Raw genomic sequence first — 15042 nt, forward strand, 5'->3', positions numbered from 1 at the left:
GGCAGGAGAGTGCGTATGCAGTTGTGCGTTTAGATGTTCATCAAGTCGTTGAAGGACTCGATCATCGTAGGATGTGTGAAGATAGCATCACGCATATAAGTGTAAGGAATGTGGTTATCCATAGCCATCTTAATGTAGTTGATGAGCTCTTCAGCCTTATCGCCGTACAAGCTGGCGCCCACGATTTCCTTGGTGTCCTTGTCTACGACCACCTTGAAAAGACCGCGAGGGTCATTGTTGATCTTGTGACGAGGAATGGAATTGACAGGAATGGTGTTTTCTGCCACATTCATGCCCTTGTCCCGCGCTTCTTGGAAGGTCAGACCAATGCGAGCCAAGGTTGGGGTGATGAAGACGGAGTATGGCACGTGTCCGCGGTTTTGTGTGGTGCGATGTCCATTACCGAAGATTTGGCTGCGTACAATGCGGAAGTCGTCTAGAGAAATATAGGTGAACTGCATGCCACCATATACATCGCCCACAGCATACACACCTGGCACAGTGGTTTCCAACTTTTCGTTGACGACGATTTCGGAGCGGTCTCCCACCTTGATATCCGTGTTTTCCAAGCCGAGACTTGCGATGCGAGGGCGGCGACCCGTAGCCACCAGCACAGCATTGCCATCAAAATCGCCTGCGCTGGTGTGTACTGTGGCAAAGCCGTCGTGATCGGTAACAGACTGCGTGTCCACATTCAGTACGAATTCCACACCCGCAGCCTTCAAATCCTTAATGGCTTCTTCTGCAATCTGTGCATCTTCGCGCGGCATAAGCTTGCCTGAGCGCTCCAACACGGTGACTTTGCTGCCAAAAGTGGTGAGCATAGACGCAAACTCGAGAGCAATGTATCCGCCGCCGATGATGACAACTTGGCGAGGCAGATTGTTCAAATCCAAAGCCTCGGTAGAGGTAATCATGTACTGGGAATCTGCAAGACCCTCAATGTCTGGGACGATGGAGGTAGCGCCTGTGTTGATGATGATGTGCTCAGCTGTATAGGTATCGAGTACCTTATCGCCATCGAGCACTTCTACGGTCTTATTTCCAGTAAACCGGGCTGTGCCATCAATAACCTGGATATTGTCATCATCTGCCAGCATGTGGTAATTCTTGCCGTTCAAGGCGCTGACCACAGCCTTTTTGCGATCCATGGCATCGTCGAAGTTTAATCCTTGATTGCTAGCTACAACGAGGGTCTTGCTTGGGATGCAAGCGATGTTAATGCAGGTGCCGCCGTACATAAGCTTGGACTGCTCAATCACTGCTACAGTTTTACCTTCTTTGCTGGCTGCCTTGGCAAAAGTCTTTCCTGCTTTTCCAAAACCGATGATGATGAAATCAAACTGTTGCATGAGATTTCTCCTTAGAAATAATGGTTTTTAAAATGTCGTCGATGGTGTATTGGCTGTAATAGTTTTTGAGGATCTTGAATTCCTCGTGAACTAAAGCGCTAGTAATGGAGCTCATATTGCGTGAAATTTCGCAGGAGCTGTCCGGCGTGCCGGTGAGGATGCGTGGATCGATATCGTGGTTTCGTAAGAGTTCAAAAAGCGTGGAAAGCTGTACGTCGTTGGTAAGCGGAGTGGCGGTGTATCCGCCGGACTTTCCGTTCTTCGATTCTACTAATCCTTGATCGCATAACACACGCATTACGCGGCGAAGTTGCACGGGATTTACGCAAATGAGCTCGGCAAGTTGAGATGATGAAAAGGACTCACCCGCATGCTTAGACAGATATGCCAAAGCATGTATAGCGATGGTGAATTGTAGATTCATAGCACCTCTTTAATGGTAACTTTGATAATTACAATTATATATAGCGTGCGGACAATGCACAGGGGGGGGGAGGAAGTGGTGTAAATTAGAATAGGTGGAGGAGAGAAACTAAAGCCATAATATGTAGGGATGGAGAAGAGAAAAATGAATAGTGTAGAAGAATCTGAGGCTGAAAAAGTAGTTGCGGAGCGCCGGAAGAAGCGCAAGCTGGTTACCATCTCCAGTATTCTTGTGGTGTTGTTGATTATTGGTGGTTGTGTGTATGGCTTGTTTCAGCAGCGCTCTCGTCTGATGGCTGCGTGTGGTGAGGCGAATGATGCGTATAAGACGGCGTATACGGCGTATGAGAAGCAGTATGGTCAAGCCCAATCTTTGGCTTCCTCGGTAGCGGCGGATCAGGTAGCGGACGCAACCACGTATGACACACTGAGCAAGCATGCGAATACGAAGCTGAAGAAAGCGGTAGCGTTAAACTGCACCATCAGCTACAGTCAGATATTTGACTTTTCTACAGCGCGTCTGGATGATCAAACCAAGAATGTGACCAAGGAAACAGTAGCAGTGAAGAAGGCTGTGACTGCGGTTGAAAAATCGAAAGCCGACAAAGACTTAGAGAATGCGAAGGCTAGTGCGCAGGTTAAGTTGGATGAGGCGAATAATCTGTACAATTCGTCTGATGGTCAAGTAGCTGATAATGCGACACGTGATCAGTTAAAAACTCTCATTGATACTCTCCAAAACGCATTAAATGATACGAATGCGACTGTGGAGTCTCTCAATAAGGCTCTTGAGCCAGTCCAGGGTGGAATAGACGGTGTGAACGCAAGTGTGCAAGCCAAGAACGATGCTGACGCACAAGCCGCCGCTCAGGCTGCTGCTCAAGCTCAAGCGCAGGCTCAGGCTGCTGCACCAACCTATAGTGGCGGATCGTATAATAGCGGTCGTTCCTATTCATATTCAGGTGGCGGAGCAACTGCTCCAGCTCCAGCAGCTCCGGCTCCAGCAGCACCATCTGCTCCAGCAAATAATGGAGGCGGAGATAATTCAGGTAATTGGCGCGATGCATGGAAAAATCAGACTGGAGGATCATGTACCGCTAATAATAGTTGCATTTATGAAGTTGGCTAATTAAACATCTCCCTTTCTCTTCTCTCTTTAGTGTGGCTCAATCCTTGTAAGGGTTGAGCCACACTTTTTTATTGTTTTTTTCTGTTCATAAAAACTTTCCTTCATTCTGTTTGATACTGGGCGGGTAAGGACGCATGAGCCTCGCGTGTGGATCATCGATATCGATGAGCACGGGTGCGCTTTGTCATTACATAGTAGGAACACTTCACGTGTTTCTTTGATATATCAAAGCACTCTCTGATTTTTTAGAGAGGAAGATACGAAGGAGAAGATGTTTATGGCAAGACATAAGCATTTGAATATTAAGATACGGCAGGGTTTGGTGAAGACGCTTGCCGTCAGAGTGGCACTTTCCACTCTATTCGGCGGACTTGCATACGCTGGGGTGGTGGTTTGGGGTGGGTGGTGGGCAATGAAAAGCAATATGATGTTTGTGAGCAACAAGTAATTACAGATTGTGATCATTCATTTGAAATATAAATGGTGTGACTTTTTAGGGACATTTACCGATTTTTTCGCAAATGTAGACGCGCAACCGAAAATAAAAATACGCGAAAATCGTTGCAAATAAAGGCGAAACAACATAGTGCCTCGGATGCGATTCGAACGCACGACACCCGCTTTAGGAGAGCGGTGCTCTATCCCCTGAGCTACCGAGGCAGGGTACTCGTAAAAGTGTACACGTTTTTTCAAAACTGTGTAGTCAAGCGTGTAGCCGAGATCTACAAACTTGCTCAAATAACAAGAAACCGTGTGGCAAACTTTGCAGCCACACGGTTCTGAGAACTCACACAGGCGCTAAGCTTCACTCATTTCCCTGCGTGCCAGCATTCGCTTGGAACTGAGCCTGAGCTTCCTGCACCTCGTTCAGCTTCTTTGCCACCTCATCGAGCAGGCTCTGAGCGCGGTGTGCAAGCGCTTCGCCCAGCTCCCACTGTTGCATAGCGGCGTTCAGTTCCAAACCGCCGGCTTCCAGTTTTTGCACCACGACGACCAGCTGATCGCGCGCCTGCTCATAGGTCATGTTTTCGATTTCTTTGAGCTGTTCTTCGCTTAAATGATTCTGTGTATTTTGTGTATCTGTCATAATCAGTCCTTAAAATTTCTTGGGATATACCGTAGCTTTAATTCTTTTCGTAAATGTGTGTCACCGAGGCAACCAACTTGCCGGATTTCAGCGTGATGCTAATCTTCTCATCCACGTGCAGTTTTTCGGCAGAGTCGATGACCGTGCCGGATTCGGCCTGAATAACCGCATAACCACGGTTCAACGTAGACTGTGGGCTCAAGGCACGTAAGGTGGCCTGGAGTTTATCAATTGTGGACGTAGCATCGGCGGTGAGGAAGTTCATCGCGGTCGAAATGCGTTGACGAGCATCTTTCACGAATTGCACAGGCTTATCCAGTATCGTCTGCGGATGTGTCAGACTTGGACGATTTGCGTAGGCGCTCAAGCGTTGGCGTTCCACATCAACCTTGCGTTGAAGTGCGGCAAATTTGCGTTGACGCGCTTCGTGCACCAAATCCATTTCCTCGCGTACATCCGGTACTACACGTTTCGCCGCATCCGTTGGGGTAGAGGCACGCAAATCGGCAGCTAAATCAATCAGTGTCCAGTCGTCTTCGTGGCCGATGGCTGAAACCAGCGGAGTTACACACGCCGCCGCAGCACGCACCACGCCTTCATCGGAAAAGCCAATCAAATCTTCAAACGCGCCGCCACCGCGTGCCACGATGATGACCTCCACGCGAGGATCATTGTCCAATGCCTGGATAGCAGCCATCACCTCCGGAGGGCTAGAAGGTCCTTGTACATGCACATGTTGCACCACAAATTCGATGCTTGGCCAGCGCAGGCGTGCATTCGTAATGACATCGCCCTCCGCACGCGCGCCCGGAGCACAAATTAAGCCAATGGTGCGTGGGAAGCGTGGAAGCCCCACTTTCCGTTCCTCATCAAAAAGACCTTCGCCTTTGAGCTTTTTGCGCAGCTGTTCAATCTGCTCCATGAGACCGCCTTTGCCCACATGGTGGATTTCATCACCACGTAGACTTAAGGACGTACGCGCCTGATAAATATTCGCCTTACCGTGCAATACTACGAGATCACCTTGCTGGAATTTCGCTGCCTCGTAGGCAGGAGGGCCAAAAAACACGACTTCAATCTGTGTAGGTGTCTGAGTGTCGCGCAAGGTCATATACACCTGACCTGCACGGCGCGCATTAATTTGATGAATCTGACCGGTGACCCATAAGCTGGGCCAACGCTCTACGGCAGCGGCAAATTTGCTGCTCACCATGGACACTTGCCAAGGATTATCCTTCGTTGTTTGGCTTGCTAAAAGTGGCACCGATCCCGTCGAAGAAACCTGATTTTCAATCATGTTTTAAGAATATGCGAGTCTTGTGACACTCGTGCGCATTTACCGCGTATTATATGAAAACTATGACTGAAAAAAATAGCACAACCGTGCATGCAGAGGGCGTCGAGGGAGCTGAAAATTATACGCCAGAAATTCTGGTTCGACGCTCTACATATGAAGATATTCCAGCCATTATGGAGGTTGTCCAGCAAGCAAAAACGCAACTCAAAGCCGATGGGAGCTCACAGTGGCAAAACGGTTACCCCAATAAATACACCTTCATCGCAGACATCGATGCCGAGTCCAGCTACGTACTCACCGTTGACGGCGTGGTTGCCGGCACAGCCATGATTTCCTATGGTGAAGAAGCCGGATATTCGGATTTACGCGAAGGCCAGTGGGCGTATCCTGTAGAGGAGTACGGCCCATACGCAGTGATTCATCGCGTAGCTGTCAGCGCCCAGCATCGCGGACGCAAAGTCGTGGATAAACTTTTTAAAGAATTACTGCGCACGATGGCGGACGAAGGCATCACAATCGTACGTATCGACACGCATCGAAAAAATCTACGCATGCAGAAGGTTTTAAGCAGAATCGGCTTCGAATATGCAGGCGTTATCACGCTGGATCACGATCCGGAAGACCCTACACGATTAAGCTATGAAGGAATTATCCAAAATCTTTTGGGTTTGCTAGTATAAGCACTCAAAGACTAGTTACTTGGATAGCGTGGGAATTTCGACTGAGATTATCCGGCGCTATCCAAGATAGAGACAGCTAGGTGGCTGTGATCCGTTATCAGCGGGGAGCTATCGGAAGAAAGATGCGTCGTGGTGCGTATAGGCATTGCAAGCTCATCGAGTAGAACCGACGGAGCAGACCGTATTCTGTCAAGAGGTATTGCGTAGTCTCAGCGCAATACAACCGAGGTGGTACCGCGGGGTGTGACATTACAGATTTTCGTAATGCAAGTAATGCACACATCGTCCTCAACGTGAATAAGCAACTATGTTTCACAAGAGGCGAGATAATGAGCAATCGCATTTATCCAAAGGCTGTGACTGACAAAGCGTTTGAATCTGTCACTCCAAGCCCAGATTTCCCTGCCATGGAAGAATCCGTCCTGAAGTATTGGGACGTTGACGATACCTTCCAAAAGTCCATTGCTCAGCGTGATAGTGGCAATGCAAATGATGAATTCATCTTCTTCGATGGTCCTCCGTTTGCTAACGGTTTGCCACACTATGGTCATTTGCTGACCGGCTATGCAAAGGACGTGATTCCCCGTTTCCAGACCATGAAGGGCAAGAAAGTCAACCGTGTCTTCGGTTGGGATACTCACGGTCTTCCAGCAGAGCTCGAAGCGGAAAAGGAACTTGGCATCACCGATAAATCCCAGATCGATCAGATGGGATTGAAGGCGTTTAATGAAGCCTGCCGTCGTTCTGTGCTCAAGTACACTCAGGAGTGGAAGGACTACATCCACCGTCAGGCTCGCTGGGTGGACTTTGACAACGGATACAAGACCCTCAACACCTCCTACATGGAGTCCGTGATCTGGGCATTCAAGCAGCTCTATGATCGCGACCTGGCATATCAGGGCTTCCGCGTGTTGCCATACTGCTGGAAGGATGAAACACCACTGTCTGCACATGAATTGCGCATGGATAGTGATGTGTATCAAGATCGTCAGGACAACACCCTGTCTGTGGCGGTAAAGATGCGCGATGAAGATGCGTATGCAGTATTCTGGACCACCACACCATGGACTATCCCAGGCAATATGGCGCTCGTTGTCGGCGCACAAATTGACTATGTCGAAGTCGAGCCAACAGAAGGTAAGTTCGCCGGTAAGAAGCTGTACTTCGCCAAGGATCTCGTAGCGAATTTCGCTAAGGATTTGGGCGATAATTACATGGTAGTGAAGGAATTGAAGGGTTCTGAGCTGGTAGGACGTCGTTACTACCCAGTATTTGACTACTTCCTCGATGGTCATCTCACCGATAAGGAAGGCAAGGCAAATGAAGATCCTCATGCTTTCACTATTTACGCAGCAGATTATGTAGATACCACCGAAGGTACAGGTATCGTGCACCAGGCTGTCTATGGTGAGGATGATATCAATACCTTGAATGCGCACCGCATTCGCACGCTGGATTATTTGGATGAGCATGCACGATTCTTGGATATGATTCCGGAGTACGCGGGTGTGCAGGTCTTTGAGGCTAACATGCCAATCACGCGCGATTTGCGTGCAGGCACCGGAAACTTGGAAGGTATTCCGGAAGAAAATCGTGCATTCATCGTGCAGGAAAAGTCCTACGTCCACAGTTACCCACACTGCTGGCGTTGCGGCAACCCGCTGATTTACAAGCCAGTATCTTCATGGTTCGTTTCCGTCACTAAGTTCAAGGACAGGCTGCTGGAGCTCAATCAGACTGTGAACTGGATCCCAGAAAACGTCAAGGACGGACAGTTCGGTAAGTGGCTGGAAAATGCGCGCGACTGGTCTATCTCTCGTAACCGTTACTGGGGTAGTCCAATTCCTGTATGGATTTCTGACGATCCTCAGTATCCACATGTGGATGTGTACGGTTCTTTGGAAGAGCTCAAGCGTGACTTCGGCAAGTATCCAACGGATGACAAGGGTGAGGTCAATTTGCATCGCCCATGGATTGACGAATTGACGCGTCCAAACCCTACAGATCCTACCGGCAAGTCTAAGATGCGCCGCATCGAAGACGTGCTGGACTGCTGGTTTGAGTCGGGTTCTATGCCATTTGCACAGTTCCATTATCCGTTTGAAAATAAGGAATACTTCGAAGAGCACATGCGTGCAGACTTTGTCGTAGAGTACATCGGTCAGACGCGCGGATGGTTCTATCTCATGCTCGTCATGAATGGCGCACTTTTCGATGAAGCACCATTTAAGAACGTCATGTGCCACGGCATCGTGCTTGGTGATGATGGACAGAAGATGTCCAAGCATTTGCACAACTATCCGGACGTCAACGGCGTATTTAACGAGTACGGATCCGATGCTATGCGTTGGTTCTTGATGAGCTCGCCAATTTTGCGCGGCGGTAACCTCATCGTCACCGCAGATGGTATTCGCGATACTGTGCGCCAGATTATGCTGCCAGTATGGTCCACTTACTACTTCTTCAGCCTGTATGCAAATGCCGCAAATAATGGCGCAGGCTACGATGCACACATGTTGCGTTCAGAAGAAGTGCATGATTTGCCACATATGGATCGCTACTTGTTGGCTCGCACCCGCACCTTGGTGGAGCAGACGGAAAAGAATCTCAGCGAGTACGCTATCGCCGATGCATGCGCAAACGTGGCAGAGTACATCGATTTGCTGACCAACTGGTACGTGCGTAATACGCGTGACCGTTTCTGGAACGAGGACCACCAGGCATTTGACACCTTGTTCACCGCTTTGGAAGTGTTGGCTCGTGTACTTGCGCCACTGGCTCCAATGGAAGCTGAAACCGTATGGCGTGGTCTGACCGGTGGCGAATCCGTACATCTCGCGGACTGGCCATTCCTGGAGGATGCGGAAAGCGAAAAGGCTACCGAGCTGGGCGATGTCTTGAAGGCAGACGATGAGCTCGTACGTACCATGGATAAGGTTCGTGAGGTCGTATCCAGTACCTTAAGCCTGCGCAAGGCGGAGAAGATTCGCGTGCGCCAGCCATTGGAGCGTTTGACCGTCGTTGCGGAAAATGTGGATGATGTCTCCGAGTACGAGGACTTGCTCAAGTCCGAGCTTAACGTGAAGCATTTGACCTACACCACACTGGAAAACGCAGGCGAGCATGGTCTCAAGGTCGTCAACGAGTTGAAGATGAATGCGCGTGTGGCCGGGCCTCGCTTGGGCAAGAATGTGCAGTTCGCCATTCGTGCATGCAAGTCCGGTTCTTGGCATGTCAATGATGCCGGCATGCCAGTCGTGGATATCGATGGCGTAGACGGTGGCATTGCCTTGTCTGAGGGAGAATTCGAGCTGATTTCTCGCGTAGAAGCGGAGGATAATGGCACGGTCGATACGTCTTCTGTCTCCAGCGCTCTGCCAACCGGCGGTTTCGTACTGTTGGATACGCATCTGACGCCAGAACTTCTCGCAGAAGGTTATGCGCGCGATGCTATCCGTTCCGTGCAGGATGCGCGCAAGGCTGCAGACTTCGACATCGCAGATCGCATCAAGCTTGTGCTCACCGCTCCAGCAGAAGATGCCGAAAAGCTGACGATGTTTGAAGATCTCATCAAGGCGGAAACTCTGGCTACCTCCTTCACGGTAAATACCAGTGATGTAGAAGGACTTGTGGTTTCTGTCGAGAAGGCAAACGCATAGTTCACTGTAAACGGGTAACGAAATCCCTCGCTCTTGTGCATGAGATAATCGAAAATCTTATGGAGACAATAGCGGGGGATTTTTCGTTCATCCTATTATTGTTCGTTCATGACCGGTGAAATTACATGAGAAATTGTGAGGAAAGCATTACAATAAACGGGTTGAGAATCTCAAGGAAGTGAAATGGAAACATTTTTGGCGTTCTATTTCTCCGGAGAGGCTTCGATATAAAATTAATACAAGAGGATTTTCATTCTTTTCATATGCCTTGTGTGCTCAGCTTTGAAGTCTTATGACAAGGATATTCTTATGTTCGCTGTCATAACGTAAAGTAGGTATGACGGAAGAATGAGATGGCATATCTAGCGCAAATATTCAGGGCTTTGCGTGTGTGTGGTGCCAGCAGAGCGGTAAGGGGTGATGAGTTATGATGCGTGTATTTAGCAGTGTAAACGGCAGGACTGAGCAAATATCTAACCCCGAACGTGGTTCATGGGTAAATCTGACGAATCCTTCTGACTCAGAGCTGGCCGAAATTTCCGAAAAGTGCAAAATTGACTTGGCAGATTTGCGTGCACCTTTGGATGACGAAGAGCGCTCTCGTGTAGACGTCGAAGACGGTTACACCATGGTTATCGTGGATATCCCAACCGTGGAAGAGCATGGTGGACGTGACTGGTATGAAACCATTCCTTTGTCCATTATCGTGACGGATGATTTGATTATCACCGTGTGTATGGAAGATTCCTTGCTTTTGCATCCGTTTATGGATGGCGCTATTCGCGGCTTTAATACTTTTATGCGCTCGCGTTTTATTTTGCAAATTTTGTATCGCAATGCTTCGATGTATTTGCGTTATCTGCGCATTATCGATCGTGAAAGCGATAAGTTGGAAATGCGTTTGCAGCATTCAACGGCAAACCGTGAGATTCTCTTGCTTATGGAGCTGTCTAAATCTTTGGTTTACTTCACTACATCGTTGAAATCAAACGAAGTTGTGCTGGAAAAGCTTACGAATTTGCAGCGTTTCCGCTACTACGAAGATGATGCAGATTTGCTGGATGATGTTATTACGGAAAACAAGCAGGCTATCGAGATGGCAAGCATTTACCAGTCCGTTTTGCAGGGCATGACGGATGCTTTCGGCACGATTGTGTCCAATAACGTAAATAACGTCATGAAGATTTTCACCATCATTTCGCTGGTCATGGCTATTCCAACCATGATTTTCTCCATGTATGGCATGAATTTCCAGGATATTCCATTGCTGTACAACCCTCACGGATTCTGGATTATTACGGTGATTTCGGTGGTACTGTCGGCAGCGGCAGCATGGGTTTTTACGCGATCCAATCGATTTAGGTAAAGTATCGGGCCGGTAGTTTGGCGGTTTGGCGTGCGCTGAGCGTTTCTTCGTAGAAACTGCGGGCAAGGATAAGGATAAAGGACTGAGATGAAGGTGAAAAAACTGCTTGCATCCCTTGCAAGTGTGCTGCTTTCAGCCAGTCTTGCCGCCTGCGGGGTGGAATTCAGCGACGTTGTGGGGCCTACGATTAATATCGGCATTGCACAGGATAGACCGGGTCTGAGTTTTGCGCGCAACGCTTCTGCCAGTGGTGGTTCGGTTAGCGGTTTTAGCGTGTATATTGCCCAGCAAATTGCCTTGGATTTGGGATACTCCGACCAGCAGATTAATTGGATCGGTGCGACGGATTCCCAGCAAGATCAGTTTTTCGAAACAGGCAAAATTGACATGTTTGTGGGAGCGTCGGAGTACTCGCAAAAGGCGTCGTCTACGCATAATGTGGAATTTGCCGGCCCATTTTTGGTCTCGCCCATGGGCGTGATGGTGCGCAAAGATCAATATGAGCAAACGCAGTCTGTCAATGATGGCTTAGGCAAGCGCGTCTGCATCGTGCGCGGTGAGTTGGCAGATGATTGGAATGACGAGCAGATTGCTACTTTTAAACAGCGCGTGGAGCAGGTATTTGAGCAGGATAGCTATGCGCAGTGCATGTCGGCTATTGCGACTGCCACGGTGGATTCCATTGTGGGCAATGAAATTGCCTTGGAGCAGTACATGTTTAGCACGCGCGGCCAGCAGTTTGTGCTCAGCGAAATTCCGGACGAAGTCATGTCTTATGGTGTTTCTGTGCCGGAGGGCGATATACGATTGCAGGCCAAAATTCAACGAAAGTTAGCAAGCTTGGTGGCGGATGGATCGTGGGATCGTGCCATTGCATCCATTAAAGAGCAATCCGAAAAAACATCCATTCAGCAGTTGCAGGCACCGGTTATTTCCGAGCCGCCGGAAGAGCCATCTATTGAAACAAAATAACGAATTCCGGACTTTAAAGTCCACGTTAGCCTCGATAATTTTGATTAGTTTGGGCTTTTATCACCATATTTTGTGAAAGTATTTGTGAAAGCGAGATTATTGCATGGAAGAATTCACTCCTACAGAACCACGTTGGCGCTACAACGCACAACTGGCTCAGAATATTGAAGAACACTGGCAGGAGAAGTGGGAAAAAGAAGGTACTTTCTGGGCAGCAAATGTTCAAGGTGATTTGACCGATGGTGAGGGCAACCTCGCGCAAGGACGCAAGCCATTCTTCGTCATGGACATGTTCCCATACCCATCCGGCCGTGGTCTGCACGTAGGACACCCATTGGGTTACATTGCCACAGATGTGGTCTCTCGTTATCACCGTATGAAGGGCGAAAACGTTCTGCACGCCTTGGGTTATGACGCCTTCGGCCTGCCAGCCGAGCAGTTCGCTGTGCAGACGGGTCAGCATCCGCGCATCACCACTGAGGAAAATATTGCCAATATGCGCCGTCAGCTGCATCGCATGGGTTTGAGCTTGGATAATCGCCGTTCTTTCGCCACGATTGAGCCGGGCTATGTGCATTGGACCCAGTGGATTTTCACGCGCATTTTTGAGTCGTGGTATGACGAGGATTTTGTGCGTGCCGATGGCGGTAAGGGTAGTGCTCGCCCAATTTCTGAATTGATTGAGAAATTCCGCTCGGGTGAGAAGGAGATCCCTGGTTTTAAGCAGGCTTCGTGGGATGAGCTGGAGCCAAAGCAGCAGGATGATGTGCTCAACAACTTCCGTCTCGCCTACGTTTCCAAGTCGCCGGTGAACTGGTGCCCAGGTTTGGGTACAGTGCTGGCCAATGAGGAAGTGACTGCGGATGGTCGCTCCGAGCGTGGAAACTTCCCTGTATTCCAGCGCGAGCTTTCCCAGTGGTCCATGCGCATTACAGCGTATGGTCATCGTCTGATTGAGGATTTGGATGGCATCGACTGGCCAGACAAGGTCAAGTCTATGCAGCGTAACTGGATTGGCGAATCTCACGGTGCTTCGGCGCATTTCGAGGTGCCTACTGCTTCGGGTAGCGAGGATATGGAAGTGTATACCACGCGTCCGGACACGATTTTTGGTACAACTTTCGCCGTTGTAGCCGTTGATCATCCTTTGCTGGAGCATGTGCCAGCAGCGTGGCCTGAGGATATGCCGGAGCAGTGGAAGGGCGGTTATGCGTCCTTGAGCGAAGCTGTAGAGGAGTATCGTCGTCAAGCTATGCGCAAGACGGCGGCGGATCGTGTGGCAGACAATGGCTCAAAGACCGGTTTCTTCTCTGGTTTGTATGCCATTAACCCGATTACAGGTGCGCAAATTCCAGTCTTTGTATCCGATTACGTGGTGATGGGTTACGGTACGGGTGCAGTGATGGGCGTACCTGGTGGAGATCAGCGTGATTTTGATTTCGCCACAGCTTTCGGTTTGCCCGTTATTTACACTGTCGAGCCAGCGTCTGAATCGGGCGAAACCTTGGCTGAGGATTATGAGGGCCAGAAGGCGTATGAATCCCATGAAGGTCGTGTAATCAATTCTTCCGTAGAAGCTACCCATGTGGGCGGTGTGAAGCTGGATTTGGATGGCATGAATGTGGACGAATCCATTGCAGCTGCTACTGCGTGGTTGGAAGAGCAGGGCGTGGGTAAGCATGCCGTGTCATATCGTTTGCGCGACTGGCTCTTTAGCCGTCAGCGTTACTGGGGTGAACCATTCCCAATTGTCTATGACAAGAATGGCGTGGCTCATACTGTGCCGGATAGCATGCTTCCTATTAATCTGCCAGATGTGCCAGATTACAGCCCGCGCACGTATGATCCAATGGATAGTGAATCGGAGCCTGAAGCACCATTGAGCCGCAATGAGGACTGGGTGAACGTCACGCTGGATTTGGGTGATGGTCCTCAGGAGTATCGCCGCGATACAAATACCATGCCTCAGTGGGCAGGATCCTGCTGGTACTACATGCGTTATACGGATCCAAACAACGATCAGGCTATGGTAGATCCTGCAGAGTTTAATTACTGGCTGGGTGCACATCACAACGATACTGCGGGTGCTTCCGGCGGTGTAGACCTGTACGTGGGTGGCGTGGAGCATGCCGTGCTGCATTTGCTGTACTCCCGCTTCTGGCACAAGGTGCTGTACGATTTGGGTGTGGTCAGCGCTCCTGAACCATTCCATAAGCTCTTCAACCAGGGCTACATTCAGGCCTATGCATACACGGATGAGCGTGGACAGTATGTGCCTGCGGCAGAGGTCGAAGAGGTTGCGGGTGATGACGGCGAGACGCAGTTCGTATGGAACGGTCAGAAGGTTAACCGTGAATTCGGCAAGATGGGTAAGAGCCTGAAAAACATCATCACACCAGATGATATGTACGACGAGTATGGCGCAGATACCTTCCGCTTGTACGAAATGAGCATGGGGCCTCTGGACGAATCACGCCCTTGGAATACGCGCAATGTCATCGGTTCGCAGCGCTTCCTGCAGCGTTTGTGGCGTAACGTCATCGACGAAAATACGGGTGAACTCCACATTTCTGAAGACGAGCTGGATGAGAAAACAGCCAAGCTTCTGAACAATACCATTGTGGACGTCACTGAGGAAATGGAAAATATGCGTCCAAACACCACCATTTCCAAGCTTATTGTGCTCAACAATCACTTGACGTCTTTGGATGTGGTGCCTCGTAAGGCTATCGAGCCAATGATTTTGATGCTTTCGCCGATTGCGCCTCATATTTGTGAGGAACTGTGGGGCAAGCTCGGCCACGAAAAGTCTTTGGCACATGCCGACTGGCCTGTAGCAGATCAGCGCTTCGTGGGTCAGGACTTGGTCACCGCCGTCGTGCAGATCAAGGGCAAGGTGCGCGGAAAGCTGGAAGTCAGTCCGGATATCAGTGCTGAGGATTTGGAGGCTCAAGCGCTTGCTCTGCCAGCTATTGTGGAGCGTTTGGGTGGGGTAGCGCCACGTAAGGTGATTGTGAAGGCTCCTCGCATCGTGTCCATAGTGCCAGGTGAGTAAAACATGCTCCTGCTGCTGGTGG

At 49.7% G+C, this 15042-nt stretch carries 11 protein-coding genes and 1 tRNA gene; 7 read left to right on the forward strand and 5 right to left on the reverse strand.

Features of this window, described 5'->3' with window-relative positions:
• Positions 1–29: 29 nt before the first annotated feature.
• Together merA and D570_RS0106025 are read right to left on the reverse strand one after the other, a co-directional pair.
• Entirely contained in the window at positions 30–1352 is a 1323-nt protein-coding gene (gene merA / locus D570_RS0106020; protein ID WP_018143492.1) for a hypothiocyanous acid reductase MerA, read from the reverse strand.
• Complete coding sequence (locus D570_RS0106025) at positions 1339–1776, reverse strand: RrF2 family transcriptional regulator (RefSeq protein WP_018143493.1); 438 nt, start codon at positions 1774–1776, stop codon at positions 1339–1341. The genes merA and D570_RS0106025 overlap by 14 nt, the downstream gene beginning before the upstream one ends.
• A gap of 144 nt (positions 1777–1920) precedes the next feature.
• Between D570_RS0106025 and D570_RS09105 the strand changes: the two genes are divergently transcribed.
• On the forward strand, positions 1921–2904 hold the full coding sequence (locus D570_RS09105; RefSeq protein WP_018143494.1) for a hypothetical protein: 984 nt from the start codon (positions 1921–1923) through the stop codon (positions 2902–2904).
• Positions 2905–3181: 277 nt separating this feature from the next.
• Positions 3182–3352, forward strand: a complete 171-nt coding sequence (locus tag D570_RS09425) for a hypothetical protein (protein WP_156812259.1) — start codon at positions 3182–3184, stop codon at positions 3350–3352.
• 139 nt (positions 3353–3491) lie between these two features.
• Here the strand turns inward: D570_RS09425 and D570_RS0106040 are convergent.
• From D570_RS0106040 to xseA, 3 genes are all read right to left on the reverse strand, one after another.
• Positions 3492–3564 (reverse strand) — tRNA-Arg (locus tag D570_RS0106040).
• A 145-nt stretch (positions 3565–3709) separates the two neighbouring features.
• Positions 3710–3991: an exodeoxyribonuclease VII small subunit gene (gene xseB, locus D570_RS0106045; RefSeq protein ID WP_018143496.1), complete on the reverse strand. Its 282-nt coding sequence runs from the start codon at positions 3989–3991 to the stop codon at positions 3710–3712.
• A 37-nt stretch (positions 3992–4028) separates the two neighbouring features.
• Complete coding sequence (gene xseA / locus D570_RS0106050) at positions 4029–5288, reverse strand: exodeoxyribonuclease VII large subunit (protein WP_018143497.1); 1260 nt, start codon at positions 5286–5288, stop codon at positions 4029–4031.
• Positions 5289–5350: 62 nt separating this feature from the next.
• Between xseA and D570_RS0106055 the strand changes: the two genes are divergently transcribed.
• The 5 genes from D570_RS0106055 (at position 5351) to leuS (ending at position 15020) form a co-directional block, all read left to right on the forward strand.
• Complete coding sequence (locus D570_RS0106055; protein ID WP_018143498.1) at positions 5351–5968, forward strand: GNAT family N-acetyltransferase; 618 nt, start codon at positions 5351–5353, stop codon at positions 5966–5968.
• Positions 5969–6297: 329 nt separating this feature from the next.
• A complete protein-coding gene (gene ileS, locus D570_RS0106060) occupies positions 6298–9627 on the forward strand; it encodes an isoleucine--tRNA ligase (RefSeq protein WP_018143499.1) in 3330 nt (1109 codons plus the stop codon).
• A gap of 427 nt (positions 9628–10054) precedes the next feature.
• Entirely contained in the window at positions 10055–10993 is a 939-nt protein-coding gene (locus D570_RS0106065; RefSeq protein WP_018143500.1) for a magnesium transporter CorA family protein, read from the forward strand.
• An 87-nt stretch (positions 10994–11080) separates the two neighbouring features.
• Complete coding sequence (locus D570_RS0106070) at positions 11081–11965, forward strand: transporter substrate-binding domain-containing protein (protein ID WP_018143501.1); 885 nt, start codon at positions 11081–11083, stop codon at positions 11963–11965.
• 103 nt (positions 11966–12068) lie between these two features.
• Positions 12069–15020, forward strand: a complete 2952-nt coding sequence (gene leuS, locus D570_RS0106075) for a leucine--tRNA ligase (protein WP_018143502.1) — start codon at positions 12069–12071, stop codon at positions 15018–15020.
• The last annotated feature ends 22 nt before the right edge of the window (positions 15021–15042 follow it).

Source organism: Alloscardovia criceti DSM 17774 (assembly GCF_000376885.1).
Classification (GTDB): domain Bacteria; phylum Actinomycetota; class Actinomycetes; order Actinomycetales; family Bifidobacteriaceae; genus Alloscardovia; species Alloscardovia criceti.